Source organism: Kitasatospora sp. NPDC001683, from assembly GCF_053596495.1.
The window spans coordinates 39,273-65,536 of sequence record NZ_JBSFGK010000014.1 but is presented as its reverse complement, the minus strand read 5'-3'; the positions used below and the strand labels follow the sequence as shown (position 1 = coordinate 65,536).

The window sequence follows — 26,264 nt, the reverse complement described above, 5'->3', positions numbered from 1 at the left end:
GTCGAAGGGCCTGCCGAACGCGCCGGAGCCCGCCCTGTCGTCCCGGCAGGGCGGGCTCCGTAGGTTCGGTCAGTGGCCGGCCTTGAGCAGCGAGGCGACGGCCGGGCCGGCCGCGTCCACGCCGTGGCCGCCGCCCTGGACCTCGGCGGCGACCGCGAGGTTGCCGCGGAAGGCGGTGAACCAGCTGTTGGTGGTGGACGCGCCCTGGACCTCGGCGGAGCCGGTCTTGGCGCCCGCGTTGTCGGTGATCCCGGCCATCACCTGGCTGGCCGTGCCGCCGACGGCGGTGGCGTTCATCATCGCGCGCAGCTTGGCGGCGACGTCCGGCGAGATCTGGCGGGCCGCCTGCTGCTGCGGCAGGCCGGCCACCAGGATCGGCTGCTTGAACGAGCCGCTCTGGACGGTCGCCGTGATCGAGGCCATCGCCAGCGGGTTCATCTGGACCTTGCCCTGGCCGATGTAGTTCATGGCCTGCTCGTCCTTGCTGCCCGGGTTCGCCGGGATCCTGCCGTCCGCGTTCGGCAGGCCGGTCTTCCACTCCAGGCCGATGCCGTACACGTCCTTGGCGGTGCCGGCGAGCGTCTCCGGCTTGAGGCTGGTCAGGCCCTGGTTGATGAAGGCCGTGTTGCAGGACGCCATGAAGTCCTGCTGGAGCGTGTTGTTCGGGAAGGCGCCCGGGAAGTCGTTCGGGATCGCCACCGGGTTGCTGCTCTTCTCCGGGCAGGCCACCGTGCTGTCCGGGTTGAGCCCGGCCTCCAGCAGGGCGGTCGAGGTGACGATCTTCATCGTCGAGCCGGGCGCGAGCAGGCCGGCGAAGGCCCGGTTCTGGCCGGTGGCCGGGGCGTTGGCGAAGGCCAGCACCTGGCCGGTGCTCGGCTCGATCGCGACGATGGAGCCGGACTTGCCGCCCAGGTCGGTCATCGCCTTCTCGGCGGCGGCCTGCAGGGTGTTGTCGATGGTCACCTTGAACGGCTTGCCGGGCTTCGGCTCGACGATGGTGAACAGCTTGTCCGGAGCGGTCTTGCCGGAGGGGTCGGTGATCACCACCGCGCTGCCCGCGTCCTGGTCCTTGTTCGGGTCCGGCGGCAGCAGCTTGCGGGCGTTGTCCTGCAGGGTGGCCATCAGCGCGGGGGTGAGCGAGGCGCCCTGCAGCGGCTTGCCGTTGCGGTCGACCACGGTGGACGGCGGGGCGAAGACCTGCTGGGTGGCGATCGTCTCGGCGCCGGACAGGTGCGGGTGGATCACCGAGGGCGTCCAGTGCACGGCCGGGGTGTTGTCGCTCATCTTCACGACGCTCAGGAAGCCGTTGTAGTCCCAGACCCGGCTGGTGCCCTCGAACTCGGCGCGGGCCTTGAAGCCCATCAGCACGCCGGTCGGCCCGGCGGTGGCGGACGGCGAGTCGCTCGCGCCGGGGGTGCCGGTCGCGGACGGAGTCGCCGAGGCGGCGCCGGTGGGCTTGGCCGGGGCGGGCGTGCCGGTGGCCGAGGCGAAGGCCTGCGGGGTGGCCGGGCCGGCCGGGGTGAGGGTCAGCGCGCTCGGCTTCACCTGGGTCTTGAAGGCGGTCAGCGCGGTGGTGGCGGTCGCCGGGTCGTCCGTCAGCGAGGCCGCCTTCGCGATGTCGCCGGAGGCCCAGGCGGCCAGGAAGTCCTTCGCACCGTTCGCCGCCTGGTCGGCCGAGGGCGGTTCGGCGACCACCGTGCGGGGCTTCTTGTCGCCGGACGACCCGGAGTCCGAGCCGCCCATCAGGCTGTACGCCCCGTAGCCGCCGCCCGCGAGGACGACGATGGACACGCCGGTGATGATGCCGATCTTCGCGCCACTGCGCATGGTGCAAATCCCCCAGGGGTATCGCGGCCGGGCGCAACCGGCCGGGGGCCGGAAACGCGGTACCCACCCACCCTAGGCAGGGCGGATGAGGACGCCGACGAAACGCCGGGGACTTGTGACGGATCTGGTACGTGTCGTGGACCGGGTGCGGACGATCAGGGGGAACGGTGTGGAGGCGAGCGGGCGAGTCACCGCCCCCGCGCCGGGCTCAGATCCAGGTGTTGAACCACATCCGGCTGCGCCAGTCCTCCAGCGGGATGGTCTGACCGGTGAACAGCGGGAAGAAGTACAGGAAGTTCCACATGATCAGCAGCACCAGCAGGCCGGCCGTCGCCGAGCCGATGATCCGGCGGTCCCGGGAGGCGTTGGCCGGCCCGATCAGCGCACCGATCAGCATCGTCACGGCGAGCACCAGGTACGGGACGAAGACCACCGCGTAGAACAGGAAGATCGTCCGCTGCTGGTACAGGAACCACGGCAGGTAGCCGGCGGCCAGGCCGCACAGCAGCGCGCCGGCCCGCCAGTCCCGGCGGAACGCCCAGCGCCACAGGCAGTAGACCAGCGCCAGCACGGCCGTCCACCACAACAGCGGGGTGCCGATGCCCAGCACCTCGCGGGCGCAGTCGGCGGCGGTGCAGCCGTCCTGGCCGAACTTGGGGGACTCGTAGTAGAAGGACACCGGGCGGCCCAGCACCAGCCAGGACCACGGGTTGGACTGGTAGGTGTGCGGGTCGCTCAGGTGGGTGTGGAACTCGTAGACGGTGGAGTGGTAGTGCCACAGGGCGCGCAGGCCCTCCGGTATCCACGGGTAGTCGGTGGAGCGACCGACCGCCCAGTCCCGGCCCCAGCCGCCCTGGCCGGGCGCGTTGCTGCTGGCGAACCAGCCCCACCAGGAAGTCAGGTAGACGGCCACCGAGACCACGACGATCGACACGAAGGCGGGCACCACGTCCCGGGCCAGCGCCGCCAGGTACGGGCGCGGGGCGCCGGCCAGCCGGCGGGCGCCGACGTCCCACAGCACGGTCAGCACGCCGAAGGCCGCCGCGACGTACAACCCGCTCCACTTGGTGGCGCAGGTCAGGCCGACGCACACGCCGGCCGCGATCCGGTACGGGCGCCAGCCCAGGTTGAGCCGCTGGGCCGACGCCGGGTCCGCCACCCCGCCCAGGCGCGCCGCCAGCCGGGCCCGGGTGCGGTCCCGGTCCAGCAGCAGGAAGCCGAAGGCGGCGAGCATCCAGAACATCACGATGAGGTCGAGCAGGGCGGACCGGCTGAGTACCAGGTGCAGGCCGTCCACCGAGAGCAGCAGGCCGGCCACGCAGCCCAGCAGGGTGGAGCGGAACATCCGGCGGGCGATCCGGGCCAGCATCAGCACCGACAGGGTGCCGAGCAGCGCCACCGCGAACCGCCAGCCGAAGGGGTTCATGCCGAACAGCTGCTCGCCCGCGCCGATGATCCACTTGCCGACCGGCGGGTGCACCACGTACGAGGCCATCGGCCGGTACGGGACGGCCGCGCCGGGCGTCATGATCGTGGTGTTGGCGTCCTCCGGCCAGTTGATCTCGTAGCCGCCCTGCCAGAGCGCGTAGGCGTCCTTGGCGTAGTACGTCTCGTCGAAGATGATCGCGTGCGGCCGGCCGAGGTCGGTGAACCGCAGCAGCCCGGCGAACACCGCCACCGCGATCGGGCCCAGCCAGCCGGACCAGCGGCACAGGAAGTACCAGAGGCCCTGCGGCAGCGAGATCCCCAGCCGCAGTAGCAGCCGGGACTGCGGCACGTCGGGCCTGGTCACCCCGGGGCCGTCCGGCATCGGCGGGACCAGCCGCTCGGTGAGCGTGCCGGTGGGCAGAGCGCGGTAGCCGTACCCGGCCAGGCGCTCCCGCCAGCCCACGGGGGACTCCGGTGAGCGGGGGGACGGCAGGCCGGCACCGCCCTGCGCGGAGTCGTCCGTACCAGTGGGCGTCTGCGCCGCCGTGTCGCCGTTCATCCGCCACATCGTAGGGGCGCTCCTCGTACGTGTGAGCGGTCCCTCGGAAGCTGCCCGAATCGTCACCAAAAGCCCCGGCGACCCCGTGGGTGAAAGGATGGGGCCCGTGACAGGAGTACTCGTTCTCGCAGGCACCCCCATCGGCGACGTCTCGGACGCCCCGCCCCGGCTGCTCACCGAGCTGGCCACGGCGGACGTCATCGCGGCCGAGGACACCCGGCGGCTGCGCCGGCTCACCCAGGCGCTCGGGGTGACCCCGGCCGGGCGGGTCGTCTCCTACTTCGAGGGCAACGAGGTCGGCCGCACCCCCGAGCTGGTCGAGGCGCTGCTCGGCGGTGCCCGGGTGCTGCTGGTCACGGACGCCGGGATGCCGTCGGTGTCCGACCCCGGCTACCGGCTGGTGGCGGCGGCCGTGGCGGCGGACGTCAAGGTCACCGCGGTGCCCGGGCCGTCCGCGGTGCTCACCGCGCTGGCGCTGTCCGGCCTGCCGGTCGACCGCTTCACCTTCGAGGGCTTCCTGCCGCGCAAGACCGGTGACCGGGCCCGGCAGCTGGCCTCGATCGCGGCCGAGCCGCGCACCATGGTCTTCTTCGAGGCGCCGCACCGGATCGCCGAGGCGCTCGCGGCGATGGCCGAGGCCTTCGGGCCGGAGCGGCCGGCCGCGGTGTGCCGGGAGCTGACCAAGACCTACGAGGAGGTCAAGCGCGGGCCGATCGGCGAGCTGGCGGCCTGGGCGGCGGAGGGCGTCAAGGGCGAGATCACCGTCGTGGTCGCGGGCGCGCCGCCGGCCGCGCCCCGGGAGCTGACCCCGGCCGAGCTGGCCCGGCTGGTGGCCGTCCGGGAGGAGGCCGGGGAGCGGCGCAAGGAGGCCATCGCGGCGGTCGCGGTCGAACTGTCCGTGCCCAAACGGGAGGTCTTCGACGCCGTCGTGGCGGCCAAGAGGGAGGCTTCGGAAGGGGCTCCGGAAAAGGGGTGAATTCCGGGGGTTGCGGGGTAGGCGGGGAGTCGTACCTTGGAGGGAAGGCCCCGGTAAACACCCGCTGAGCTGAAGTTTCGGTCGCGGCCGGCGGGCATCGGGAGGCCCTTCGTATAGGACTTCCCAACCCGCATCCAAGTCTTCACAAGAAGGGCGTCGGCCGGTGCGCTCCGGGCATTTCCTGGAATGGAAAGACCCAGCCGGGCGAGTGCTCGACGGGCAGTGGGAGAAGGCTATGAGTGAGATGATCGGTAGCCCCCGCAGTGGCAGCGCGCTGAGCGCCCCCGGCCTGTCGGGGCGGGCGCACATTCCCGTCGAGACCGTACGGGAGGCCTACTCCTTCGCCTGCCTGCGCTGCGGGTACGGCTGGGAGCAGGCGTACGACATCGAGCACCACGTCGCCAAGGACGGCCACATCGTGTTCGAGTACCACGCCAACGGTGTCCGGGTGCCGTCACCTCTGCTCAAGCCGACCTGCCCCGGATGCGGTGGACACACCGTCCGGATCATGCGCGAGGGCCGGGTGGCCGTCGCCGACCAGCCCTGGCAGCACGCTCCCGGCTACCCGGCGCACGCCGAGCCGGCCGGGGCGCCCCCGGTGTCCGGGCCCGAGAAGCCGCGCGGACGCTGGGCCCGGTTCTGGTCGCGGCTGCTGGGCTGACCGCCGGCCCGGGGAGCGCCCCCGGGGCCGCCCGCCGCGAGCAGTGCGGCGGGCGGCCCCGTCGCACCCCGCGGTAATGCGGTCGAGGGGTGTGTTCGCGCCCGACTAAGCTTTCCGACCATGGCGGCCACTGCAGACCACAGCACCACCGGGGCGAGCGCCCCGGCGTACTACGTTTCCACTCCGATCTACTACGTCAACGACCGTCCCCACCTGGGCCACGCGTACACCACCGTGGCGGGCGACGTCCTCACCCGCTGGCACCGCCAGCGCGGCGAGAAGGTGTGGTACCTGACCGGCACCGACGAGCACGGTCAGAAGATCATGCGGACCGCCGAGGCCAACGGCGTCAGCCCGCAGGAGTGGTGCGACAAGCTGGTCGAGGAGGCCTGGAAGCCGCTCTGGCGGCACCTGGAGATCGCCAACGACGACTTCATCCGCACCACCGAGGAGCGGCACACCGCCCGGGTGCAGGAGTTCGTCCAGGACCTGTACGACAAGGGCGAGATCTACAAGGGCGGCTACTCCGGCCCGTACTGCGTCGGCTGCGAGGAGTTCAAGCTCCCCGCCGAGCTGCTGGACGGCGCCACCGAGGACGAGAAGCTCTGCGCCGTGCACAAGCGGCCGGTCGAGTGGCTGGAGGAGGAGAACTACTTCTTCCGGCTCTCCGCCTACGCCGAGCGGCTGCTGGAGTTCTACGCCGCCAACCCCGACTTCATCCAGCCGGCCTCGGCCCGCAACGAGGTGCTGCGCTTCGTCGAGCAGGACCTCAAGGACCTCTCGATCTCCCGCTCCACCTTCAACTGGGGCGTCCCGCTGCCCTGGGACGAGAAGCACGTCCTCTACGTCTGGGTGGACGCGCTGCAGAACTACATCACCGCGGCCGGCTACGGCAGCGACCCGGAGCGCTTCGCCGAGCTGTGGCCGGCCTCCGTCCACCTGGTCGGCAAGGACATCCTGCGCTTCCACGCGGTGATCTGGCCGGCCATGCTGATGGCCGCGGGCCTGCCGCTGCCCAAGCGGGTCGTCGCCAACGGCTGGCTGATGGTCGGCGGCGAGAAGATGTCCAAGTCCAACCTGACCGGCATCGCGCCCACCGACCTCACCTCGCACTTCGGCGTGGACGCGTACCGCTACTACTTCCTGCGGGCGATCCCGTTCGGCACGGACGGCTCGTTCTCCTGGGAGGACTTCACCGCCCGGTACACCTCCGAGCTCGCCAACGACTTCGGCAACCTGGCCTCCCGGGTCGCCGCGATGGTCGGCAAGTACTTCGGCGGGGCACTGCCGGTCTCGGCCGCGCACGGTGACGCCGAGCAGGCCGTCGCGGACGGGCTGCGCACGGCCGTCGAGCTCGCCGACCGGAGGATCGGGGAGGAGCTGGACTTCGCCGGCGGCCTCGCGGCGATCTTCGAGTTCGTCAAGCAGGTCAACGGCTACCTCACCGAGCAGGAGCCGTGGAAGGTCGCCAAGGACGAGTCGGCCGAGGGGCAGGCCCGCCTGGCCACCATCCTCTACACCGCCGCCGAGGCGCTGCGCGGCACCGCCGTGCTGCTCAACCCGGTGATGCCGTCCACCGCCGAGAAGCTGTGGGCCTCGCTGGGCGCCGCCGAGGGCCTCGGCGCGCTCGCCGCGCAGCCCGTCGCCACCGCCGGTGACTGGGGCCGGCTGCCCGCCGGTGCCACCGTCACCAAGGGCGAGATCCTGTTCCCGCGCCTGGAAGAGAAGCCGGCCTCCTGATGCCCGCCAAGGACGACGACCGGTCGACCCCGCCGCCGCTGCCGGAACCCCTGGCCGTGGCGGTGGCCGACTCGCACACCCACCTCGACATGCAGGCCGGCACCCCGGCCGAGGGGCTCGCCCGGGCCGCCTCGGTCGGGGTCACCACGGTGGTCCAGGTGGGCTGCGACGTGCCCGGCTCGCGCTGGGCCGCCGAACTGGCGGCGCAGTACGAGCAGGTGCACGCGGCCGTCGCCCTGCACCCCAACGAGGCGCCGCGGATCTTCCTCGGCGACCCGGACGGGTGGTCCGGGCAGCAGCGTCCCGCGGGTGGTCAGGCGGCGCTGGACGCGGCGCTCGCCGAGATCGACGCGCTGGCCGCCCTGCCCCAGGTGCTCGCCGTCGGCGAGACCGGCCTGGACTACTTCCGCACCGGGCCGGAGGGCGTGGAGATCCAGAAGGAGTCGTTCCGCCGCCACATCGAGATGGCCAAGCGGCACGGCAAGGCGCTGGTCATCCACGACCGCGACGCCCACGAGGACGTCATCGCCGTCCTGCTGGCGGAGGGCGCCCCGGAGCGCACGGTCTTCCACTGCTACTCCGGCGACGCCGAGATGGCCAAGGTCTGCGCCGAGCAGGGCTGGTACCTCTCCTTCGCCGGCCCGGTCACCTTCAAGGCCAACCAGCCGCTGCGCGACGCCCTGCTCGCCACCCCGCTGGACCGGATCCTGGTCGAGACCGACGCCCCGTTCCTCACCCCGCACCCCTACCGGGGGCGGCCCAACGCGCCGTACCTGATCCCGGTCACGGTCCGCTCGATGGCGGCGACGCTGGGGCTGCACGAGGACGAGCTGTCCACGGCCATCGCCGAGAACACGGCCCGGGCCTTCGGGTACTGAGCAGATCGAACGGATTCCTGATTCCGAGGAAACGGTTCGGCACTTGTACTCGGCTCTCCGCGCCGCGCGGGTCTCGCCGTACGCGGCCAATGTCGAGCGCTGTGTGCTGCTGGACAAGGACAACACGACCAAGCCCGATGTTGTCGTGTTCGACAAGACCGGTCTTGACGCCTTCGAGCTGGAGTGCGTTCCGCCTGAGGCGGTGGCTCTCGCCGTCGAGGTCGTGTCGCACGGCACACGGGCCGCTGACCGCTTCCGCAAGCCCGGCCAGTACGCCGAGAAGGGCATCCCCTGCTACTGGCGGGTCGAGCGCGGCCTGGACGACCTCCCGGTCGTCCACGAGTTCCACCGGGACGAGGAGAAGGGCGTCTACCTGCCCGTCGCCCAGCACGAAGGCGTGCTCCGGACCTCGGTGCCGTACCCCGTGGAGATCGACCTCGCCCAGGTCGTCGAACTGTGAGCCCCTCCCGCGCCCGTATCCTTGGCGCGTGAGCACCACCGACCCCACCCCTGACAGCCACCTGCTGGGCGCCGCCGACATCCGGGAGCTGGCGGCCGCGTTCGGCGTGAAGCCGACCAAGCAGCGCGGGCAGAACTTCGTCATCGACGGCAACACCGTGCGGCGGATCGTCCGGGCCGCCGAGGTGACGGAGCAGGACGCGGTGGTGGAGGTCGGGCCGGGGCTCGGCTCGCTGACGCTGGCGCTGCTGGAGGTGGCGCGGCACGTCACGGCGGTCGAGATCGACCCGGTGCTCGCCCAGCACCTGCCGGACACCGTCGCGGCCCGGATGCCCGGCAAGGCGGACTCCTTCGACCTGGTGTTCAGCGACGCCATGGAGGTCACCGAGCTGCCCGGCCCGGCGCCCACCGCGCTGGTCGCCAACCTGCCGTACAACGTGGCCGTGCCCGTGCTGCTGCACATGCTGGCGACCTTCCCCAGCATCGAGCGGACCCTGGTGATGGTGCAGAGCGAGGTCGCCGACCGGCTCGCCGCCAAGCCCGGCAACAAGGTGTACGGCGTCCCGTCGGTCAAGGCCAACTGGTACGCCGACGTGAAGCGGGCCGGCGCCATCGGGCGCAACGTGTTCTGGCCCGCCCCCAACGTGGACTCCGGCCTGGTCTCGCTGATCCGCCGCGAGCCGCCGAAGACCACGGCCAGCCGCGAAGAGGTGTTCGCGGTGGTCGACGCCGCGTTCGCCCAGCGCCGCAAGACCCTGCGCGCCGCGCTGGCCGGCTGGGCCGGCTCCGCGGCCGGGGCCGAGCAGGCCCTCGCGGCCGCCGGCATCGACCACAAGCTGCGCGGCGAGATGCTGACGGTGGAACAGTTCGCCGCGATCGCCGAGCACAAGCCCAAGGACGCCGTGTGATCACCGTACGAGTGCCGGCCAAGGTCAACGTCCAGCTCGGGGTCGGCGGACTGCGCGCCGACGGGTTCCACGACCTGGCCAACGTCTTCTTCGCGGTCGCGCTGGGTGACGAGGTCACGGCGAGCGCGGGCGAGGGCGTGACGCTGTCCTGCTCCGGGCCCGACGCCGACGCCGTCCCGCTCGACGACAGCAACCTCGCCGCCCGCGCCGCCCGGCTGCTCGCCGCCCACCACGGGATCGCCGACCCGGGCGTGCACCTGCACATCGCCAAGGCCATCCCGGTGGCCGGCGGCATGGCCGGCGGCAGCGCCGACGGCGCCGCCGCGCTGGTCGCCTGCGACGCGCTGTGGAAGCTCGACACGCCCTTCGAGACGCTGCTGGAGCTGGCCGCCGAACTGGGCTCCGACGTGCCGTTCGCCCTGCTCGGCGGCGTCGCGCTGGGCCGCGGCCGGGGCGAGATCCTGGAACCGCTCACCGTCTCCGGCACCTTCCACTGGGTCTTCGCGGTCGCCGACGGCGGCCTGTCCACCCCCGCCGTGTTCCGCGAGTGCGACCGGCTCCGGGAGGACGCCGGCACCGGCTCCAGCGACGTTCAGGTGCCCACGCCCGACGCCGACCCGGCCCTGCTCGCCGCGCTCGCCGAGGGCGACGCCGTCGCCCTGGCCGCCGCGCTCGCCAACGACCTCCAGCCCGCCGCGCTCTCGCTGCGCCCCTCGCTGGCCGCCACCCTGCGGGCCGGCACCGAGGCCGGCGCGCTCGGCGCCCTGGTCTCCGGCTCCGGACCGACCTGCGCCTTCCTGGCCAAGGACGCCGAGGCGGCCGCCGCCGTCGCCGAGGCCCTGCTGGCCTCCGGCACCTGCCGGGCCGCGCACGCGACGTACGGGCCGGTGCCGGGGGCTTCGGTGATCTGAGGTCCGGCGTCCGGGCCACGGCTGGCCCATTAGGCTGGGGTGATCGGGGTGTCCCCGAGAGAGGGGCGGGCTGGGCCCGCCCCGCGACCGCCGAACCCAGGAGCGCAGCACACGTGGCCGTCAACCTCGCCACCATCGAGTCCGTCACGAAGGTCTACGGCACCCGCACCCTGCTGGACGCGGTGAGCCTGGGCGTGAGCGAGGGCGACCGGATCGGCGTCGTCGGCCGCAACGGCGACGGCAAGACCACCCTGATCCGGATGCTCGCCAAGCTGGAGGAGCCCGACGGCGGCCGGATCACCTGGAGCGGCGGCCTCGAACCGGCCGTCCTCACCCAGCACGACTCGCTCGACCCCAAGGCGACCATCCGGCACGAGGTCATCGCCGACCGCGCCGACCACGAGTGGCTCGGCGACGCCCGGATCCGCGACATCATCGAAGGCCTCTTCGGCGGCCTCGACCTGCCCGGCTTCGCCGACGGCCTGGACACCGTCATCGGCCCGCTCTCCGGTGGCGAGCGCCGCCGGATCGCCCTCGCCAAGCTGCTGCTCGGCTCCCCGGAGCTGATCATCCTCGACGAGCCCACCAACCACCTCGACGTCGAGGGCATCAACTGGCTCGCCCAGCACCTGCAGAAGCGCCGCTCCGCGCTGGTCTGCGTCACCCACGACCGCTGGTTCCTCGACCAGGTCTGCACCCGGATGTGGGACGTCCAGCACGGCTCGGTGCACGAGTACGAGGGCGGCTACTCCGACTACGTCTTCGCCCGCGCCGAGCGCTCCCGGATCGAGGCCGTCGAGGAGCAGAAGCGCCAGAACCTGGCCCGCAAGGAACTCGCCTGGCTGCGCCGCGGCGCCCCCGCCCGCACCTCCAAGCCGCGCTACCGGATCGAGGCGGCCAACGCCCTGATCGCGGACGTGCCGGAGCCCCGGGACAAGAGCGAGCTGATGAAGTTCGCCAACGCCCGGCTCGGCAGGACCGTCTTCGACCTGGAGAACGTCACCGTCAAGGCCGGCCCCAAGCTGCTGCTGGAGAACCTCACCTGGCAGCTCGGCCCCGGCGACCGGATCGGCCTGCTCGGCGTCAACGGCGCCGGCAAGACCTCGCTGCTGCGCGCCATGCGGGACGCGTACGCCTCCGAGGGCGACGTCCAGCCGGCCTCCGGCGTGATCAAGGTCGGCAAGACCGTGCGGCTGGCCTACCTGTCGCAGGAGGTCGCCGAACTGGACCCGGAGACCCGGGTGCTGCAGGCCGTCGAGCAGGTGCGCTCGCGGGTCGACCTCGGCAAGGGCCGGGAGATGAGCGCCGGGCAGCTGTGCGAGCAGTTCGGCTTCGGCAAGGACAAGCAGTGGACGCCGGTCGGCGACCTCTCCGGCGGCGAGCGGCGCCGGCTCCAGCTGCTGCGGCTGCTGATGGACGAGCCCAACGTGCTCTTCCTGGACGAGCCGACCAACGACCTGGACATCGAGACCCTCAACCAGCTGGAGGACCTGCTCGACGGCTGGCCCGGCTCGATGGTCGTCATCAGCCACGACCGGTTCTTCATCGAGCGGACCACGGACGTCGTCCACGCGCTGCTCGGCGACAAGAAGATGCGGATGCTGCCGGGCGGCGTGGACGAGTACCTGGAGCGGCGGGCGCGGATGGCCGCCGCGGCTGCTCCGGCCGTCACCGCTGCTGCTCCCGCCGTCGAGGCCGCCGCTGCTTCCGGGCTGTCCGGCGGGGACCTGCGGGCGGCGAAGAAGGAGATGCAGAAGCTCGAGCGGCAGATCGCCAAGCTGGACGAGAAGGAGTCCAAGCTGCACGCCCAACTCGCCGAGCACGCCGCCGACTTCTCCAAGGTCGCCGAACTGGACGGGCAGCTGCGCGCCGTTCGGGACGAGAAGGAGGAGCTGGAGATGAGCTGGCTGGAGCTGGCCGAGCAGGTCTGAGCTACGGCTCCTTCGGCTGAACTGCGGCTCCTTTGGCTGAACTACGGCTCCTGCGTCTGAACTACGGCCTCCTGAGCAGCACTTCGAGTTCGTCCGCCGCACGGCCCAGCGCACTGAGCGCCGGGTCGTGCGGCGTGCTCGGGCGGGCCGCCGTGCTGGTCGGGGGGCGGTGCTCCCGGGCCGCGGCGGTCAGTTCGTCCAGCGCCCGGCGGACCCGCTCGGTCTCGGCCGGATCCGGCACCCGGCCGCCGTACCGGATCTGCGCGGCGAACGCCGCCACCGCACCACCGAGCCGCTCCAGCGCGGCCGTCGCCGGCAGCCACTGCTCGGCCAGCCGGCCGGTCGGCGGCGGCTCGGCCAGCCCCTGCCGCACCTCGTGCCGGACGTCCGCCAGCGACCGGTAGGCCGTACGGCGCAGCCACACCTCGCCCGTCCTCCGGTGGTCGGTCACCGCGTCCAGGTAGGCGCGCAGCGCGGTCGTCGCGGCCACCAGCCGGGGCTCGATCCGGTGGCGCGGGCGCTCCGGCCACAACAGGTAGCCGAAGAGCAGCACGATCGCGCTCGCCAGTACGGTGTCCAGCACCCGGGGCCAGAACTCGGCCGCGCTGCTCTGCCCGCCCAGCTGGAGCAGGAGCAGCGCCATCGGCGTCATCACCAGGGTGTTCAGCCCGTAGTGCGCCGCCGTGGCGTACGGCAGCAGGGCGACGCAGCCGGCCGCCACCGCGGTCAGTGCCCACTGCTCGGTGGTCAGCGACACCAGCACCGCCGTCACCGCCACGCCCAGCACCGTGCCGACCGCGCGGCTCACCGCGCGCAGGAACACCGAACCGAGATCCGGCTTCAGCACGAAGGCGATCGTCATCGGCACCCAATAGCTTTTGCTCAGCGGGAAGTTGGCGGTCACCACCGAACCCGCCGCGATGCACAGCGCGACCCGCAGGCCGTACCGCGCCGACGGTCCGGACAGCAGCCCGCCCCTCAGCCGCCACGGATCCGGCGGGGGCGCGGGAGCCGTGCCGATCCGCGCGGGGCGCCCCGCCACGGCCTCGGCCGCGGCCCGCAGCGCCACGTCCAGCGCCTGGCGGGCCGGGGTGTCCGGCCGCCAGTCCGGCACCACCACCTCCTCGTCGTCGTCCTGCCGCACCGCCTCAGCCAGCCGCCCCGGCACCGCGGCCACCTCCGGCGGGACGGGCCGCCGGGCCCACAGCAGGCCGGTCGCCGCCTCGGTCGCGGCCAGGGCCGCCTCGAACATCGGGCGCAGGCCCGGGGGTTCCGCCCTCCGGTGGTTCGGGAACAGGTCCTGCAACTGGTTCAGCCGGGCCGTCAACACCCGGCGGGAATCCGCCCCCCGCGCGGTGCCCAGATCGGCGAGCGTACGGCCCAGCGCCTCGTACACGGTGGCCAGCGCCCGGCGGCGCGGATCGCCGTGCGCGGTGGCCGGCAGACCCAACAGCACCACGAACGCGGCACCCACCAGCATCATCGGCGCCGCCGCCCACCACGGCCGCGGCAACGGCATCCCACTGCCCAACGCGGCCGACACCAACAGCAGCATCCCCGCCGCCGACCCGCGCGGACCGGTCGCACTCAGCACACCGGACCCGAAGGCCGTCAGCGTCAGCCCCGCACCGAGCACGGCCGCACCCACGTGCGCGTGCTGCAACGCCGTACCGACCAGCATCCCCAGCGCCGACGCCACCACAGCCGACCCGATCCGGGCCACTCGCAACACGGCCGGTTCCACCCGGTCGTTCATCGTCGCGTGCATCGCCCCCAGCCCGGCGAACACCCCCAGATCCAACCGGTGCGCCCACAGCCCCACCACCAACGGCACCACCATCCCGACCGCGGCCCGCACCATCAACACCACCGGCACCGGCGGCCGCTCCGGCCGCACGGCACGGGCCCACCAGGGGGTCGGGATCTGCTCGTGTGCAGGCATGCCGTCACGTCCGTTCTGCGGCCTCGGGTCGCTGCTGTGCGACATTGCGCGGCAGATGGGGCGTACCGGGTCAGTCTACCCAGCGGGCCGGGCCAGGGCTGTACGTGTCAAGTTCGTACCGATCGAGCCCGGGCAGGCCAAGGTCCCTGCCGGTCCGACAGGGGCGGTGGCTACGATGACGGAGGCGGGGACCGCCCCCAGGGCGGGTGGTTCTCACCGACCAGGACGGTAAGACCCAGAAGTTGACGGTGTGTTGCGGCGGGAAGGGCCCGGGAGTCGCCGGGCGCCGGCCGTACGGGGGAGAGGTGGATTGCTGTGGGAGAGCCGACGACTACATCAGGCGCGGGGGCGACGCCGGCGGGGCCGACGGATCCGGCGGCGACGGTCGGGTCGACGCCCTATTCGCTCAGCACCCCGTGGGGTGGTTACGGGCCGCTGGTGAGCATGGGGCAGACGTACGGCGACGCCAACGCCCTGGTCACCGCCTTCGGCGGGCAGAACGTCCAGATCGAGATTCAGACACTCACTGCGTTCGCCACGAAGGTGGAGGCCTTGCTCGCCGCCATGGAGGGCTCGGAGGCTGCGCCGTACAAGCTCGAAGCGCAGAAGCTGACTCGGGAGAATTTCGTCAGCGGGAAGAACCCCGGGGCTTTCCCGGAGGCAGTGGACCTGAATTCCGCCTACAGCAAGGTTCACAGCCAGCTCGTCAAGCTCCACAAGGACTTCACGGCGCAGATCCAGGCGATGCAGAAAGCCGTGGTCCAGTCGGCGGGCTCCTACGGGACCAGTGACGAGAACGCGGCGGCCGCCCAGAACGCAGTGGCGAGCAGCGCAGGCGTCACGGGGCCGAGCGGATCGGCGCGGCGGGACAACGCGAACCTCTGACGGCGGCGCGGGAAAGGCTCACGGGGAGACGGGGAACAGGTCATGGCAGACGAATACAACGACATGCAGCACGCCGAGCTCAGGGCGCTGGTTGACGGCACCGCGCCTGACATGCTCTTGAAACGAGCCGGCAAGCTCCAGGACGCCGGTCGGGTTCTTACGGAACTCAGCACGGCTCTCCAGGCCCACCTCGGCACGGTCAACTGGGAGGGGCAGGCCGCTGAGAACTTCAAGACCTGGGTCGGGAACCTGTACAAGTCCGCGGCGATCATCGGTCAACACTCCACGACCGCCGGCGGGGCGATGACCCAGGCAGGTGAAGCGCTCAGTACGGCCAAGGTCGCGATGCCCCAGCTTCCCCAGTACGCGATGGACAAGGTCGCCGCTTACGAGAAGCAGACGGTTCCCCCGGATGTGGAATCGAAGATCTCAACAATGGGCCAGACGCCCGACGAGTACATGAAGGCGAAGCTCGGGGACGCTTGGGTTACCAAGAACGAGTACGACGGGTACAAGGCGACGATCCAGAAGGAGCAGCAGGAAGCCGCCAAGCAGGTGGGGAACCTGGCTCAGGCGTACAGCGCGGCGACGACGACGCTGAACGGGATTCCCACGGACGTGACGCTGCCGGGGACGCCTGGGGAGGAGAGCAACCAATATGAGTCCTCTGCGGCATCCAATGGCAGCACGGGCAGCTACGGCGGCACCAGCCGGAGCGCTCGTGTAAGTGGCGGCAGCATCGGCGGAGGCTACAGTTCGTCCGGCGGCACCTACGGCGGCGGCTCCGTGCCATCACGCGACCCGGGAACGCACTGGCAGGACCCGTCCATCCCGACCCACACCGGACCGGTTCCTCCGCACGGCGGCGGCCAGCTGCCCCCGCCGCCGCAGGACCCGGGCTCCACGATCCCGCCGTCCCACCCGTCGGACCCGGTGACCCGCCCGGGTACCGGCCTCGACAGCCTCCCGACCCTGCCGGACCAGACCGCCCCGGTCGGACCCGGTAGCGGTCCCGTGCTGCCGAGTGGCCCGGGCGGAACTCCTGGGTACCCCGGTGGTACCGATGGCCCTGGCGGTCTGCCCGGCCTGCCGGGCAGCGGGCCGATGGGCGGTTTCCCAAGCGGGACCGGCGGTGGCTCCGTCCCGACCAAGGGCATCGGCAGCGTCCCCGGCAAGGCCGGCGGCTCGGTGCCCCTCCGTACCGGTCCCTTCGGCGGCGGATCAGTCCCCGGCAAGACCGGCACCCCGGGCCTGCCCAGCGGAACGGTCTTCGGCCGCGAGGGCGCGGCGGGCGGCGGCCGGGTCGGAGGATCGCCCATGGGGGGCGGAATGGGCATGCACCCCGGGATGGGCGGCGGCCACGGTGTCGGCGGCGGCGGTGTCGGCGGCTCGCGCGGCCGAGGCCTGACCTCGACCCCCGGCGGAACGGTTGGCGGCCGCAAGGGCCCAGCTGCTGGCGGCGAGTTCACCCCAGGCGGTACGGGTCTGCGCAACCGTGCGGCCGCAGCGGGAGCCGCCGAGGGAGGTGCCCGGTCCGGGCAGAACGGCGTGATGGCTCCGGGCGCGGGCGGCGCCGGCGGCAAGAAGGACCGGGACCGCCGCAACCGCGCGGACTACCTCCATGAGGACGAGGAGACCTGGACCAGCGGTACGCCGCACAGCAACCCGGACGTGATTGAGTAGGACGGTAATGTCTGCCCGGTCACTGGGCTCACCCAGTGACCGGGCAGACCTGTTCGGGCCGTGCTTCCGGGTCGGCAGAAGGATTTGACGAGGAGTTGTGATGGGGCGGACGAGCGCACGGGGGCGCTGGAGGGCGGCTGCCGCAGTATTTCTGGCGGCGGGAGCCCTCGTCGGACCGGTTGCAGCACCGGCCGTCGCGGACGATACAGTTCGTGCACGGCAATGGCATCTGGATGCTATGCATGCTCCTGAGATGTGGAAGATTTCTACCGGGCAGGGGATCACTGTCGCGGTAATCGACGGGGGCTTCAGGCTGGACCACCCGGATCTGGTGGGACAGTTCCTGCCGGGTAAGGATTTCAGCGGAAGCCCTGGCGGCGTGGGGTCGTACGGCGACGGACACGGCACGGGGATTTCCAGCCTGATCGCTGGTACCGGGAAGGGTGTGGGGGGGACGGGCGCTGTCGGATTGGCACCCGGTGTCAAGATCTTGCCGCTTAAGATCAATAATGGATCTGTCGGATCCCTCGTTTCGGGGGATTTTCTGGATCAGGTCGGCCAGGCCGTTGACTATGCTGTGAGCCAGGGCGCGAAAGTGGTCAATATCTCGCAGGGCGTGACGGCGGTGACCACTTCTCCGGGGGACGTTGCCAAGCTGGATGGGATCCTCGCTGCTGCGCGTTCCAAGGGCGTACTGGTTGTGGCCAGTGTTGGAAATGAGGCGCAATCGGGGAATTTGCTGTCGTATCCAGGGGGTCTGCCCAACGTAGTGGGCGTCGGGGCCATCGGGCGTAATGAGGTCGTTACCGCTGAATCGGAAACGGGTCCTCATGTTGCCCTGGTTGCCCCGGGTGATGAAATCCTTGCAGCTTGCACCTCATCGACTGAGTACTGCAAGAGTCACGGGACATCGGATGCAGCCGCTCTGGTTTCTGCCTCTGCGGCACTGGTCTGGTCGGTCCATAAGGACTGGACGGCAAATCAAATTCTGCGGGTACTCATCAACACCGCAGGTAGGCCGAATGGCGGGACCAGCCGTACGGACAGCGCAGGCTGGGGCGCGGTTCGGCCGCGGATTGCGCTGACGGATCCGGGTGATCCCGGTCCGGCGGATGTGTCGCCGCTCCCGGCTGATGCGGCTACGCCTTCGGCTGTTCCGTCGCCGTCCGCGAGTGCGTCCGTTCCTGCATCGTCGGCGCCTAGCCCAGCTGGAGCGGCGTCCGGCGCGCCGACCGCGCAGCCGAAGGCTGATGCGTCGTCCGGGTCGGGTGGCAGCGCCATGCCGATCGTGGGGGGAGTGGTGGCTGGGCTGGTGGTGGTGGCCGGGGTGGTATTCGCGGTGTTGAGGCGGCGGAAGGCTGCTGCGCAGCCCTCGGCGGCTGCGCCGCTGGTGGCTCCGCCGGTGTACCAGCCGCCGGTGCCGCCGGAGGACAACCCGTACGCGAAGTAGTTCAGGTGTTGTTGGGCCGCTGGATGTGGGCTCGGCGGCTTGTGACTGTTGGGGTCGCGGGCGTGTGCGTGGTGGGGCGCGCGGCTGCGCCGGCGCTTGCTGGCGATTCGATCCGTCAGCACCAGTGGCACCTGGAAGCCGTGCACGCCCCGGCGATGTAGAAGACGTCCAAGGGGCCCGAGGATCGCCTTGACGGATCCCGGTGATCCAGGTCCGGCGGATGTGTCGCCGCTCCCGGCGGACGTGGCCGTACCGGTCCCGTCGTCCACGCTCCTGGCCTCGACGCCGGCCACGCCGCCTGCCGGTCCGTCGCCGACGGTCCTGCCGCCGCCGCCCACCACTGCGGCCACGGCGGATGTCGGGAGCGGGAAAAGCGGTCTCAGCTGGCCCGTGGCCATTGCGGTGATCGTGGCAGTCGTCCTGGTCGCGGGTGTGGCAGTGACGCTGCTGGTGCGGCGACTTGTCGTGGTCTTGCGGGGCGCGCGGGAGCGGTGAGGGCGGCGCGCGGGTTGGGAGGTGCGCCGAGGTCACTCGGGTGGGGGCTGGTGGGGGAGCCCGGGTGGTGGTGAGGGTGGTGGTATGGATGCGGAGGGTGCTTGGCGGGTTGGGCAGTTGCGGCGGGCGGCGGCTGCCGCGCTGATCGGGACGGCGATCGAGTTCTACGACTTCTTCCTGTACGGGACGGCGGCCGCGTTGGTGTTCGGGCCGGTGTTCTTTCCGGAACTGGGCGCGGTGGGGGCGCTGTTGGCGGCGTTCTCGGTGTACGCGGTGGCGTTCCTGGCCCGGCCGTTGGGGGCGGTGGTGTTCGGGCACTTCGGGGACCGGGTGGGCCGGAAGGCGACGCTGGTGGTGTCGTTGCTGTTGATGGGGCTGGCGACGGCGGCGGTGGGGTTGTTGCCGGGGTTCGCGGTGTGGGGGTGGTGGTCGCCGGTGCTGCTGGTGGTGTTGCGGGTGTGCCAGGGCGTCGGGTTGGGCGGGGAGTGGGGCGGGGCGGCGCTGTTGATCGCGGAGAACGCGCCGGCCGAGCGGCGCGGACGGTACGGGGGATTCCTGCAGTTGGGGCCGTCGGGTGGGTTCGTGCTGGCGAACGGCGGGTTCCTGGCGCTGCAACTGGGCCTGGACGAGCGGTCGTTCCGGGAGTGGGGCTGGCGGGTGCCGTTCCTGGCCTCGCTGGCGCTGGTGGCGGTGGGGCTGTTCGTGCGGTTGCGCCTGGCGGAGTCGCCGCTGTTCCGGGCGGACGAGCGGCGGGACCGTCTGCCGGTGGTGGAGGTGCTGCGGGAGCACTGGCGGCCGGTGTTGGCGGGCGGCGGGGCGATCACGATCGGGTACGCGCTGTTCTACCTGACCACCACGTACGCGTTGGCGTACACGACGTCCGGCCTCGGGGTGGCGAGCACGCTGGTGCTGGCGATGCTGCTGGTCGGGGCGGTGGGCGGCGCCGTGACGGTGTGGTGGAGCGCCGCGTGCAGTGACCGGTGGGGCCGGCGGCGGACGTTGCGGTGGGCGACGGGCCTGGCGGCGGGGTGGTCGCTGGTGCTGTTCCCGCTGGTGGAGACGGTGCGTCGGCCGCTGATGTTCCTCGGGCTGGCCGGGGCGATGGTGGTACTGGGGTGTCTGCTGGGCCCGTTGGCGGCGTTCCTGCCCGAGCTGTTCCCGACCCGGGTGCGCTACACCGGTGCCGCGTTGACGTACAACCTGGGCGGTGTGATCGGCGGGGCGACGACGCCGCTGGTGGCGACCAGGCTGACCGCGGCGTACGGGACGGCGCAGCCGGTCGGCTGGTACCTGGCGGCCCTGGGGGTGCTGGCCCTGGGCTGTCTGTGGTTGCTGCCGGACACCACCGGTGCGGAGTTGGCGGCGGTGGACGGCGGACGCCGCCGGGCGCCCGTGCTGGGGGCGGACCCGGCGGCGTAGCCGTACCCGGGGGCGGGAGTGTCAGCCGGCCAGGGCGGCGCGGCCGGCCAGCACGATCGCGGTGTGCCGGGCGACGCGCTCGCCCAGGTGCTCGGCGGTCGCGATGTCGGCCTTGTGGACGGCCTCGGCGCCCGCGTCGGACGGGGAGGAGGCGGCGGCGCCGCTGAAGAAGCCGAGGCGGTTGAGGTCGTCCTCGCTGGCGGTGGTGGCGTTCCAGCCCGGCTTGAGGCCGAGGTTGACCCAGTTCATGCCGTGCTGGGCGGCGAGGGTCTGGAAGAAGCCGAGGGTGCTGGCCTTGTCGCCGCTCTTGGAGGCGGAGTTGGTGAAGCCGGCCGCGACCTTGTCCTTCCAGGCGTCGGTGAACCAGCGCTTGCTGGTGGCCTCGGCGAAGACGTGGAAGGCGCCGGAGGCGGTGCCCATGTAGGTGGGGGAGCCGAAGACGATCGCGTCGGCGGCGTCCAGCTGGGCCCACTGCTCCTCGGTGATGGTGTCGACGGCGATCGAGACGACCTCGGCACCTGCGGCGGCGGCGCCGCGGGCGACGGCCTCGGCTATCACGGCGGTGTGGCCGTAGCCGGAGTGGTAGGCGAGCGCGACGGTCGGGCGGATGGCGGTCATACGGGCACTCCTGTGCGGCTGGAGGTACGGGCGTGAACGGTCTCCAATATAGACCAGGTCTCCACTGGAGACCAAGAGTCGATCGGAGACCAGGTGTGGATCGGAGACCGTCGGACTACCCTGGGCGGCATGACGACGGAGGAAACGGCCCGGGCCGGTACCGAGTGGCACGGGGAGGAGGCGTACGACGTCTTCGCCCGGCTCTGCCCCAGCCGCGAGCTGTTCGCCGAGCTCGCCGACAAGTGGTCGATGCTGATCCTGATGAGCCTCGACGCCTGCGGACCCCAGCGCTTCTCCGAGCTCCAGCGCGGGGTCGGCGGGGTCAGCCGCAAGATGCTCACCCAGTCACTGCGCAACCTGGAGCGCAGCGGCCTGGTGCTCCGCACGGTCTTCCCGGAGACGCCCCCGCGGGTGGTCTACGACCTGCGGCCGCTCGGCCGGGAACTGGCCGAGCTGCTCTCCCCGCTCGGACACTGGACGGAGCGGCGTGCCCAGCGGATGCTCGCGGCTCGCGAGGAGTTCGACGCGGCGCACGCCGAGGGGGACCTGTAGCCGGCGGGGCGGGGCGGGTGAGCGGTCGCGGGGCCGGGTCGGGGGCCGGGTCGGGGTCGATTTCCCTTTCGGGCCGACGGCCGTGTAATGTCTTCCTTGTTCGACCGGCCCGGAAGAAACAAAAAGTCCGGCAAGCCCCTATAGCTCAGTCGGTAGAGCGTCTCCATGGTAAGGAGAAGGTCTGCGGTTCGATTCCGCATGGGGGCTCCACTGAAAGACCCTCGCCTCTCGGCGGGGGTCTTTCGCGTTCCCCGCGCCGAGTGCGGCCCGCGCCCGCCCAGGACTCACCCCGCGTCCGGCGACACGCGGTGGCCCGGCGGGCCTAGCGGGTCGGGTACGGAATGCGTTGTGATGGTGCGTCATCGGCCGCCCGCCCGAGGGGGTGCGGGCGCGAGCCGGACCCCGACCGGGAGGGCGTCATGGGTGTTCGACTCGTGGTGGTCGACGACCACCGGCTGCTGGCCGAGGCGCTGGCGACCGCGCTCCAACTGCGCGGCCACCGGGTGCTCGCGGTCGGTTCCCCGTCCAGTGTCGCCGCCGACCTGGTGGTCGGCCGGCGGCCCGAGGTGTGCCTGCTGGGGGTGTCCGCGCCGGGGGAGCCGGGTGCTTTCGACGGGCTGCGCCGGATCCGCCGGGAGCGCCCCGAGGTGGCGGTGATCGTCCTCGGGCCGGTCGGTGAACTCCACGGCGTGGCCTGCGCGTTCGCGGCCGGAGCAGCGGGGTACGTGCCGTGCGACGAGCGGATCGAAGTGGTCGAGCGGGCGATCGGACGGGCCCGGGCGGGCGAGGCCGCGGTGGCGGTGGACCTGCTGCGCGGAGCCTTCGACCAACTGCTGCGCCCGGTGGCCGAGCCGGACGACGAGGCGGTCCGGCTACTGCGGCTGCTGACCCGACGTGAGGTGCAGGTGCTGGCCCGGATCGCGGACGGCGAGGACACCGCGGCGATCGCCGCCGGGATGCGGATCGCCGCGAGCACCGCCCGTACCCACGTGCAGCGCGTGCTGATGAAGCTCGGCGCGCGCACCCGGCTGGAGGCGGCCGCGGTGGCTGCGCGCACCGGGCTGCTGGAGCGGATGTCCGACGGCTGAGGAAGTCGGCTGAGGAAGTCGGCTGGGAAGGACGGCCGGGGAGGACGGCCGAGGAAGACGGCCGAGGAAGACGGCCGAGAAGGAGGCCGGCTGAGGACTGGGTGAGAATGCGCGGCGGCGAGCGCCCGGGTGGTCCGGAGCACCCCGCCGGGCAGGGACAATTGACCCCAGTCGTTCGCATTCCTTCGATGGCGCCGCCGACCGGGCGGCCCATCGCCCGCTGGAGGTCTCATCATGAGTAAGTACCTGGTCACGGGTGGCGCCGGCTACGTCGGCAGCGTGGTGGCCGCCCACCTGCTGGAGGCGGGGCACCAGGTGACCGTCCTGGACGACCTCTCCACCGGCTTCCGCGAGAGCGTCCCGGCGGGTGCCGAGTTCGTCGAGGGCCGGATCCAGGAGGCCGGCCAGGTGCTGGACGGCTCCTTCGACGGCGTGCTGCACTTCGCCGCCTCCTCGCAGGTCGGCGAGTCGGTCGTGGACCCGGAGAAGTACTGGCGCAACAACGTGGCCGGTTCGCTGGAGCTGATCACCGCGATGCGCACGGCGGGCGTGCGCAAGCTGGTGTTCTCCTCCACCGCCGCCGTGTACGGCGAGCCGGAGGTCGTGCCGATCGCCGAGACCGCCCGGACCTCGCCGACCAACACCTACGGCGCCAGCAAGCTCGCCATGGACCACATGATCACCAGCGAGGCCGTCGCGCACGGCCTGGCCGCCGTCTCGCTGCGCTACTTCAACGTGGCCGGTGCGTACGGCTCCTACGGCGAGCGCCACGACCCCGAGTCGCACCTGATCCCGCTGGTCTTCCAGGCCGCGCTCGGTCAGCGCCCGCACATCGCGGTGTACGGCGACGACTACCCGACCCCGGACGGCACCTGCATCCGGGACTACATCCACGTCGCCGACCTGGCCGACGCCCACCTGCTGGCGCTGGACGCCGCCAAGCCGGGCGAGCACCTGATCTGCAACCTCGGCAACGGCAGCGGCTTCTCGGTGCGCGAGGTGATCGAGTCGGTCAAGCGCGTCACCGGCCGGGAGATCCCGGTGCAGGTGGTCGGTCGCCGGGCCGGCGACCCCGCCGTGCTGGTGGCCTCCGCCGAGCGCGCCCACGAGGCGCTGGGCTGGACGCCGCGCCGCCCGAACCTGGACGACATCGTCGCCGACGCCTGGAAGTTCGCCCTGGAGCGGAACGCCGAGTAGGCACGAATCGGCAGGCAACCACCAACGGCCCGCACGGGCCGGTCAGTTGGACGGCTCCCGAGGGCGCTGAGGGCGCTCCCGGGAGCCGTCCAACCGGACGAGGCCCGGCCGCTCACGTTACTCCTGACGAAACCTAACCCGATTTGGCCTGTAGCCCTACGTGAACTAATCTCACGCTCCGTGAAGATCGTTGTGCGGGTGAAGCTGGAGCCACCGGCCTGCCAGGCCGACGCGCTGGCCGCCACTCTGCGTGGGTGCAACCGGGCGGCGAATCACGTCTCCCGCGTGGCGTTCGAGTCGGGTGAGAAGCGGCGCAGCGGTCTCCAGCCGTTGGTGTACCGGCAGGTCAAGGACGAGTTCGACCTGTCCGCGCAGCCTACGGTGCGGGTGGTGAAGAAGGTCTGCGACGCCTACGCGACGTTGAAGGCGAACATCAGGGCCGGGAATCTCCAAATCCCTTGTCACGACCGCTGAACGCACCTCGCGCGGGATCGCCCTGGAAGACCTGACGGGCATCCGCGAGAGGGTCAAGGCCAAGCACGACCGGCGGTACCGCCTCCACTCCTGGGCGTTCGCCCAGCTCGGGGCGTTCGTTGCCTACAAGGCCGAACGCGCGGGCGTTCCCGTGGTCCACGTGGACCCGAGGATCACCTCCCGCCAGTGCTCCTCCTGCCGGCACACCCACCGGACCAACCGAGTGGACCAGGCCACGTTCTCGTGCCGTGCCTGCGGCACCACGATGCACGCGGATGATGGGGGCACCTCCCGGCCGAAGGCTGGGGGAGGCTCCCGCAACATCCGCCACGCGCGGGCGATGCGTGGCAGCGGGGCAAAGTCAACTGCCCCACCAGCGCTCCGTAGAGCGCTGGTCAGACGCGGTGACCGCTGGCGGGGCGACTCGTCAGGCACACGGTCAACCGCAAGCCCGGGAACTTCAGTACCGGGTAGTTGACCGAACCGCCACGGGCGCGTTTCCCGGCCCGTACGCTGAATGCGGTACCGGTGGGGGCCGGCGCCCTTTCGGCCTCACCGGCCACCGGTGGGCGGGCGGAGCGGACGGTCCGGAACGCGGACGCCGGACCGGACCCCGCTCCCGGGCTCGGGTGCTCTGAGCAGGGGGTAGTGACGATGGGGCGGATCCGGGTCCTGGTGGTCGACGACCACCGTATCTTCGCCGAGGCGCTGGCCGCGGCCCTCGCCGCCGAGCCCGACGTGGAGGTGGGCGCGGCCGGCAGTGCGGCCGCCGCCGAGCGGGCGCTGGAGCGTGCCGCCGCCGAGGGACGGGCCTACGACGTGGCGCTGATCGACGCCGATCTGGGGGCCGGAGCCGGGGCCGCCGGGGCGGCCGACCGGGCCGGATCCGGCGGCGAACCGGCCGAGGAGGCCCGGCGCCGCCCGCCCCCGACGGTACCGCCGGGGGCCGTCCCGCCGGGGGCCGTCCCGCCGCCGCGCCGGTCGACCGCCGTGCCCCCGGCCCCGGCGGCCGTCCTCCGGCCGGCGGACCAGGCGCGGTCCGACCAGCTCCGCGCCGAGCAGGCCCGCGCCGACCAGCTGAGGCCCGCCGCCCCGCCGCCGGACGGCATCGGCCTGATCGGCCGGCTCCGCCGGGCCCACCCGGGGCTGCGCGCGGTGGTGCTGGCCACCGCCGACGACCCGCGCCGCGCCGCCCGGGCGCTGCACGCGGGCGCCACCGGCTGGGTGGCGAAGGAGAGTTCGCTGGCCCGGCTGCTCGCGGTCGTCCGGGGCGTGCTGCGGGACGAGACCCACCTGCCACCCGCGCTGCTCACCGGGGTGATCCGCGAGCTCACCACCGCCCGGCGGGACCGCACCGAGAGCGAGCGGCTGGTGGACACCCTGACGCCGCGGGAGAAGCAGATCCTGCGCTGCATGGTCGCGGGGCTTGGCCGGCAGGCGGTCGCGGAGCGGCTGTACCTGTCGCCGCACACCGTCCGCACCCACATGCAGAACGTGCTGGGGAAGCTGGGGGTGCACTCCACGCTGGCCGCCGTCGCGGTGGCCCGTCGGGCCGGGGTCGGTCCCGCGGAGCCGGCCGCGCCGCCGTCGATCGCCTCCGCCCCGTAGCCGGAATCCGAACGAGCTCGGGCAGCCGGAATCCGAACGGACTCAGCCCGGGATGTTGTCGAACGGTGCGACGAGCAGCCGCAGCAGGGCGGCGAGTTCGCCCTGCTGGTCGGAGCTGAGCTGGGCCAGCAGTTCGCGTTCGTGGGTCAGCAGGCCGGCCAGCGCCTGGTCGGCGCGGTCGCGGCCGTCGTCGGTGAGCCGGACGAGCACGCCGCGGCGGTCGTCCGGGTCGGGCAGGCGCTTGACCAGGCCCTTGCCGGTGAGGCGGTCGATCCGGTTGGTCATGGTGCCGGAGGTGACCAGGGTCTGGGTGAGCAGCTGGCCGGGGGAGAGCTGGTACGGGGAGCCGGCCCGCCGCAGGGCGGTCAGGACGTCGAACTCCCAGGGCTCCAGGCCGTGCTCGGCGAAGGCCGTGCGGCGGGCGCGGTCGAGGTGGCGGGCGAGCCGGCTGACCCGGCTGAGCACCTCCAGCGGCTCCACGTCGAGGTCGGGGCGCTCCCGGCGCCACGCTGCGACCAGCCTGTCGACCTCGTCCTCCATGACGATCAGTGTATCGGTGGATGTGTCGATGTGAA

23 protein-coding genes and 1 tRNA gene are annotated in these 26,264 nt (G+C 72.2%); 19 read left to right on the top strand and 5 right to left on the bottom strand.

The genetic code is table 11. The features are described 5' to 3' along the window. Positions 1–69 precede the first annotated feature (69 nt). Together ACWCYO_RS10400 and ACWCYO_RS10395 are read right to left on the bottom strand one after the other, a co-directional pair. Positions 70–1,827: a penicillin-binding transpeptidase domain-containing protein gene (locus ACWCYO_RS10400; protein WP_270144646.1), complete on the bottom strand. Its 1,758-nt coding sequence runs from the start codon at positions 1,825–1,827 to the stop codon at positions 70–72. A 208-nt stretch (positions 1,828–2,035) separates the two neighbouring features. Then, the gene (locus tag ACWCYO_RS10395; protein ID WP_449783956.1) at positions 2,036–3,814 is read right to left on the bottom strand and encodes a dolichyl-phosphate-mannose--protein mannosyltransferase; all 1,779 of its coding nucleotides are present in this window, start codon (positions 3,812–3,814) and stop codon (positions 2,036–2,038) included. Positions 3,815–3,920: 106 nt separating this feature from the next. Between ACWCYO_RS10395 and rsmI the strand changes: the two genes are divergently transcribed. The 8 genes from rsmI to ACWCYO_RS10355 all read left to right on the top strand — a co-directional run bounded on the left by rsmI (position 3,921) and on the right by ACWCYO_RS10355 (position 12,278). After that, positions 3,921–4,790 carry a 16S rRNA (cytidine(1402)-2'-O)-methyltransferase gene (gene rsmI, locus ACWCYO_RS10390; RefSeq protein ID WP_270144642.1) on the top strand — a complete coding sequence of 290 codons (870 nt, stop codon included), beginning with the start codon at positions 3,921–3,923 and terminating at the stop codon, positions 4,788–4,790. A gap of 235 nt (positions 4,791–5,025) precedes the next feature. Next, positions 5,026–5,451 carry a hypothetical protein gene (locus tag ACWCYO_RS10385; protein ID WP_405000657.1) on the top strand — a complete coding sequence of 142 codons (426 nt, stop codon included), beginning with the start codon at positions 5,026–5,028 and terminating at the stop codon, positions 5,449–5,451. A 120-nt stretch (positions 5,452–5,571) separates the two neighbouring features. Next, the gene (gene metG, locus ACWCYO_RS10380; RefSeq protein WP_449783955.1) at positions 5,572–7,191 is read left to right on the top strand and encodes a methionine--tRNA ligase; all 1,620 of its coding nucleotides are present in this window, start codon (positions 5,572–5,574) and stop codon (positions 7,189–7,191) included. Next, positions 7,191–8,069 (top strand): TatD family hydrolase, encoded by an 879-nt coding sequence (locus ACWCYO_RS10375; protein WP_449783954.1) that lies wholly within the window; start codon positions 7,191–7,193, stop codon positions 8,067–8,069. Before metG ends, ACWCYO_RS10375 begins: the two co-directional genes overlap by 1 nt. Before the next feature lie 4 nt (positions 8,070–8,073). Further along, positions 8,074–8,529 carry a Uma2 family endonuclease gene (locus tag ACWCYO_RS10370; protein ID WP_449783990.1) on the top strand — a complete coding sequence of 152 codons (456 nt, stop codon included), beginning with the start codon at positions 8,074–8,076 and terminating at the stop codon, positions 8,527–8,529. 28 nt (positions 8,530–8,557) lie between these two features. Further along, positions 8,558–9,436, top strand: coding sequence for a 16S rRNA (adenine(1518)-N(6)/adenine(1519)-N(6))-dimethyltransferase RsmA (gene rsmA / locus ACWCYO_RS10365; protein ID WP_270144636.1), 879 nt, complete (start codon positions 8,558–8,560; stop codon positions 9,434–9,436). Then, the gene (locus tag ACWCYO_RS10360) at positions 9,433–10,347 is read left to right on the top strand and encodes a 4-(cytidine 5'-diphospho)-2-C-methyl-D-erythritol kinase (protein WP_449783953.1); all 915 of its coding nucleotides are present in this window, start codon (positions 9,433–9,435) and stop codon (positions 10,345–10,347) included. The genes rsmA and ACWCYO_RS10360 overlap by 4 nt, the downstream gene beginning before the upstream one ends. A 113-nt stretch (positions 10,348–10,460) precedes the next feature. Continuing rightward, positions 10,461–12,278 carry an ABC-F family ATP-binding cassette domain-containing protein gene (locus ACWCYO_RS10355; protein WP_270144632.1) on the top strand — a complete coding sequence of 606 codons (1,818 nt, stop codon included), beginning with the start codon at positions 10,461–10,463 and terminating at the stop codon, positions 12,276–12,278. Between the two features lie 61 nt (positions 12,279–12,339). On the opposite strand, the gene ACWCYO_RS10350 is transcribed toward ACWCYO_RS10355, so the two are convergent. Further along, on the bottom strand, positions 12,340–14,220 hold the full coding sequence (locus tag ACWCYO_RS10350) for an FUSC family protein (RefSeq protein WP_449783952.1): 1,881 nt from the start codon (positions 14,218–14,220) through the stop codon (positions 12,340–12,342). 315 nt (positions 14,221–14,535) lie between these two features. Between ACWCYO_RS10350 and ACWCYO_RS10345 the strand changes: the two genes are divergently transcribed. The 4 genes from ACWCYO_RS10345 to ACWCYO_RS10330 all read left to right on the top strand — a co-directional run bounded on the left by ACWCYO_RS10345 (position 14,536) and on the right by ACWCYO_RS10330 (position 20,152). Next, positions 14,536–15,105 (top strand): hypothetical protein, encoded by a 570-nt coding sequence (locus ACWCYO_RS10345; protein ID WP_270144626.1) that lies wholly within the window; start codon positions 14,536–14,538, stop codon positions 15,103–15,105. 42 nt (positions 15,106–15,147) lie between these two features. Then, entirely contained in the window at positions 15,148–16,788 is a 1,641-nt protein-coding gene (locus tag ACWCYO_RS10340) for a WXG100 family type VII secretion target (RefSeq protein WP_449783951.1), read from the top strand. Between the two features lie 253 nt (positions 16,789–17,041). Next, positions 17,042–18,238: a S8 family serine peptidase gene (locus ACWCYO_RS10335; protein ID WP_449783950.1), complete on the top strand. Its 1,197-nt coding sequence runs from the start codon at positions 17,042–17,044 to the stop codon at positions 18,236–18,238. A gap of 579 nt (positions 18,239–18,817) precedes the next feature. Beyond that, entirely contained in the window at positions 18,818–20,152 is a 1,335-nt protein-coding gene (locus tag ACWCYO_RS10330; RefSeq protein WP_270144622.1) for an MFS transporter, read from the top strand. A gap of 21 nt (positions 20,153–20,173) precedes the next feature. Here ACWCYO_RS10330 and ACWCYO_RS10325 read toward each other — a convergent pair whose 3' ends face one another. Next, a complete protein-coding gene (locus tag ACWCYO_RS10325) occupies positions 20,174–20,770 on the bottom strand; it encodes a flavodoxin family protein (protein WP_270144621.1) in 597 nt (198 codons plus the stop codon). 129 nt (positions 20,771–20,899) lie between these two features. Here ACWCYO_RS10325 and ACWCYO_RS10320 point away from each other — a divergent pair, with 129 nt between their 5' ends. From ACWCYO_RS10320 to ACWCYO_RS10290, 7 genes are all read left to right on the top strand, one after another. Then, positions 20,900–21,322 carry a winged helix-turn-helix transcriptional regulator gene (locus ACWCYO_RS10320; protein ID WP_270144620.1) on the top strand — a complete coding sequence of 141 codons (423 nt, stop codon included), beginning with the start codon at positions 20,900–20,902 and terminating at the stop codon, positions 21,320–21,322. A 134-nt stretch (positions 21,323–21,456) separates the two neighbouring features. Further along, a tRNA-Thr gene (locus ACWCYO_RS10315) sits at positions 21,457–21,532 on the top strand. 209 nt (positions 21,533–21,741) lie between these two features. Further along, positions 21,742–22,410 carry a LuxR C-terminal-related transcriptional regulator gene (locus ACWCYO_RS10310; protein ID WP_449783949.1) on the top strand — a complete coding sequence of 223 codons (669 nt, stop codon included), beginning with the start codon at positions 21,742–21,744 and terminating at the stop codon, positions 22,408–22,410. 234 nt (positions 22,411–22,644) lie between these two features. Continuing rightward, positions 22,645–23,607, top strand: a complete 963-nt coding sequence (gene galE / locus ACWCYO_RS10305) for a UDP-glucose 4-epimerase GalE (RefSeq protein WP_270144616.1) — start codon at positions 22,645–22,647, stop codon at positions 23,605–23,607. Between the two features lie 180 nt (positions 23,608–23,787). Further along, on the top strand, positions 23,788–24,081 hold the full coding sequence (locus ACWCYO_RS10300) for a hypothetical protein (protein ID WP_449783948.1): 294 nt from the start codon (positions 23,788–23,790) through the stop codon (positions 24,079–24,081). Further along, positions 24,053–24,559, top strand: coding sequence for a zinc ribbon domain-containing protein (locus tag ACWCYO_RS10295; protein WP_449783989.1), 507 nt, complete (start codon positions 24,053–24,055; stop codon positions 24,557–24,559). Before ACWCYO_RS10300 ends, ACWCYO_RS10295 begins: the two co-directional genes overlap by 29 nt. 176 nt (positions 24,560–24,735) lie before the next feature. Further along, positions 24,736–25,689: a LuxR C-terminal-related transcriptional regulator gene (locus ACWCYO_RS10290; RefSeq protein WP_270144614.1), complete on the top strand. Its 954-nt coding sequence runs from the start codon at positions 24,736–24,738 to the stop codon at positions 25,687–25,689. Between the two features lie 42 nt (positions 25,690–25,731). On the opposite strand, the gene ACWCYO_RS10285 is transcribed toward ACWCYO_RS10290, so the two are convergent. Next, complete coding sequence (locus ACWCYO_RS10285; RefSeq protein ID WP_270144612.1) at positions 25,732–26,229, bottom strand: MarR family winged helix-turn-helix transcriptional regulator; 498 nt, start codon at positions 26,227–26,229, stop codon at positions 25,732–25,734. Between the last annotated feature and the right edge of the window lie 35 nt (positions 26,230–26,264).

What these genes read in the sequence shown, in the direction of transcription:
- ACWCYO_RS10385 (WP_405000657.1), top strand. Translation starts at nt 5,026, where the DNA reads ATGAGTGAGATGATCGGTAGCCCCCGCAGTGGCAGCGCGCTGAGCGCC.
- ACWCYO_RS10325 (WP_270144621.1), bottom strand. Translation starts at nt 20,770, where the DNA reads ATGACCGCCATCCGCCCGACCGTCGCGCTCGCCTACCACTCCGGCTAC.
- ACWCYO_RS10350 (WP_449783952.1), bottom strand. Translation starts at nt 14,220, where the DNA reads ATGCCTGCACACGAGCAGATCCCGACCCCCTGGTGGGCCCGTGCCGTG.
- ACWCYO_RS10290 (WP_270144614.1), top strand. Translation starts at nt 24,736, where the DNA reads ATGGGGCGGATCCGGGTCCTGGTGGTCGACGACCACCGTATCTTCGCC.
- ACWCYO_RS10395 (WP_449783956.1), bottom strand. Translation starts at nt 3,814, where the DNA reads ATGAACGGCGACACGGCGGCGCAGACGCCCACTGGTACGGACGACTCC.
- ACWCYO_RS10375 (WP_449783954.1), top strand. Translation starts at nt 7,191, where the DNA reads ATGCCCGCCAAGGACGACGACCGGTCGACCCCGCCGCCGCTGCCGGAA.
- metG (WP_449783955.1), top strand. Translation starts at nt 5,572, where the DNA reads ATGGCGGCCACTGCAGACCACAGCACCACCGGGGCGAGCGCCCCGGCG.
- ACWCYO_RS10335 (WP_449783950.1), top strand. Translation starts at nt 17,042, where the DNA reads ATGTGGAAGATTTCTACCGGGCAGGGGATCACTGTCGCGGTAATCGAC.
- ACWCYO_RS10330 (WP_270144622.1), top strand. Translation starts at nt 18,818, where the DNA reads ATGGATGCGGAGGGTGCTTGGCGGGTTGGGCAGTTGCGGCGGGCGGCG.
- ACWCYO_RS10285 (WP_270144612.1), bottom strand. Translation starts at nt 26,229, where the DNA reads ATGGAGGACGAGGTCGACAGGCTGGTCGCAGCGTGGCGCCGGGAGCGC.
- ACWCYO_RS10400 (WP_270144646.1), bottom strand. Translation starts at nt 1,827, where the DNA reads ATGCGCAGTGGCGCGAAGATCGGCATCATCACCGGCGTGTCCATCGTC.
- ACWCYO_RS10340 (WP_449783951.1), top strand. Translation starts at nt 15,148, where the DNA reads ATGGCAGACGAATACAACGACATGCAGCACGCCGAGCTCAGGGCGCTG.
- galE (WP_270144616.1), top strand. Translation starts at nt 22,645, where the DNA reads ATGAGTAAGTACCTGGTCACGGGTGGCGCCGGCTACGTCGGCAGCGTG.
- ACWCYO_RS10320 (WP_270144620.1), top strand. Translation starts at nt 20,900, where the DNA reads ATGACGACGGAGGAAACGGCCCGGGCCGGTACCGAGTGGCACGGGGAG.
- ACWCYO_RS10310 (WP_449783949.1), top strand. Translation starts at nt 21,742, where the DNA reads ATGGGTGTTCGACTCGTGGTGGTCGACGACCACCGGCTGCTGGCCGAG.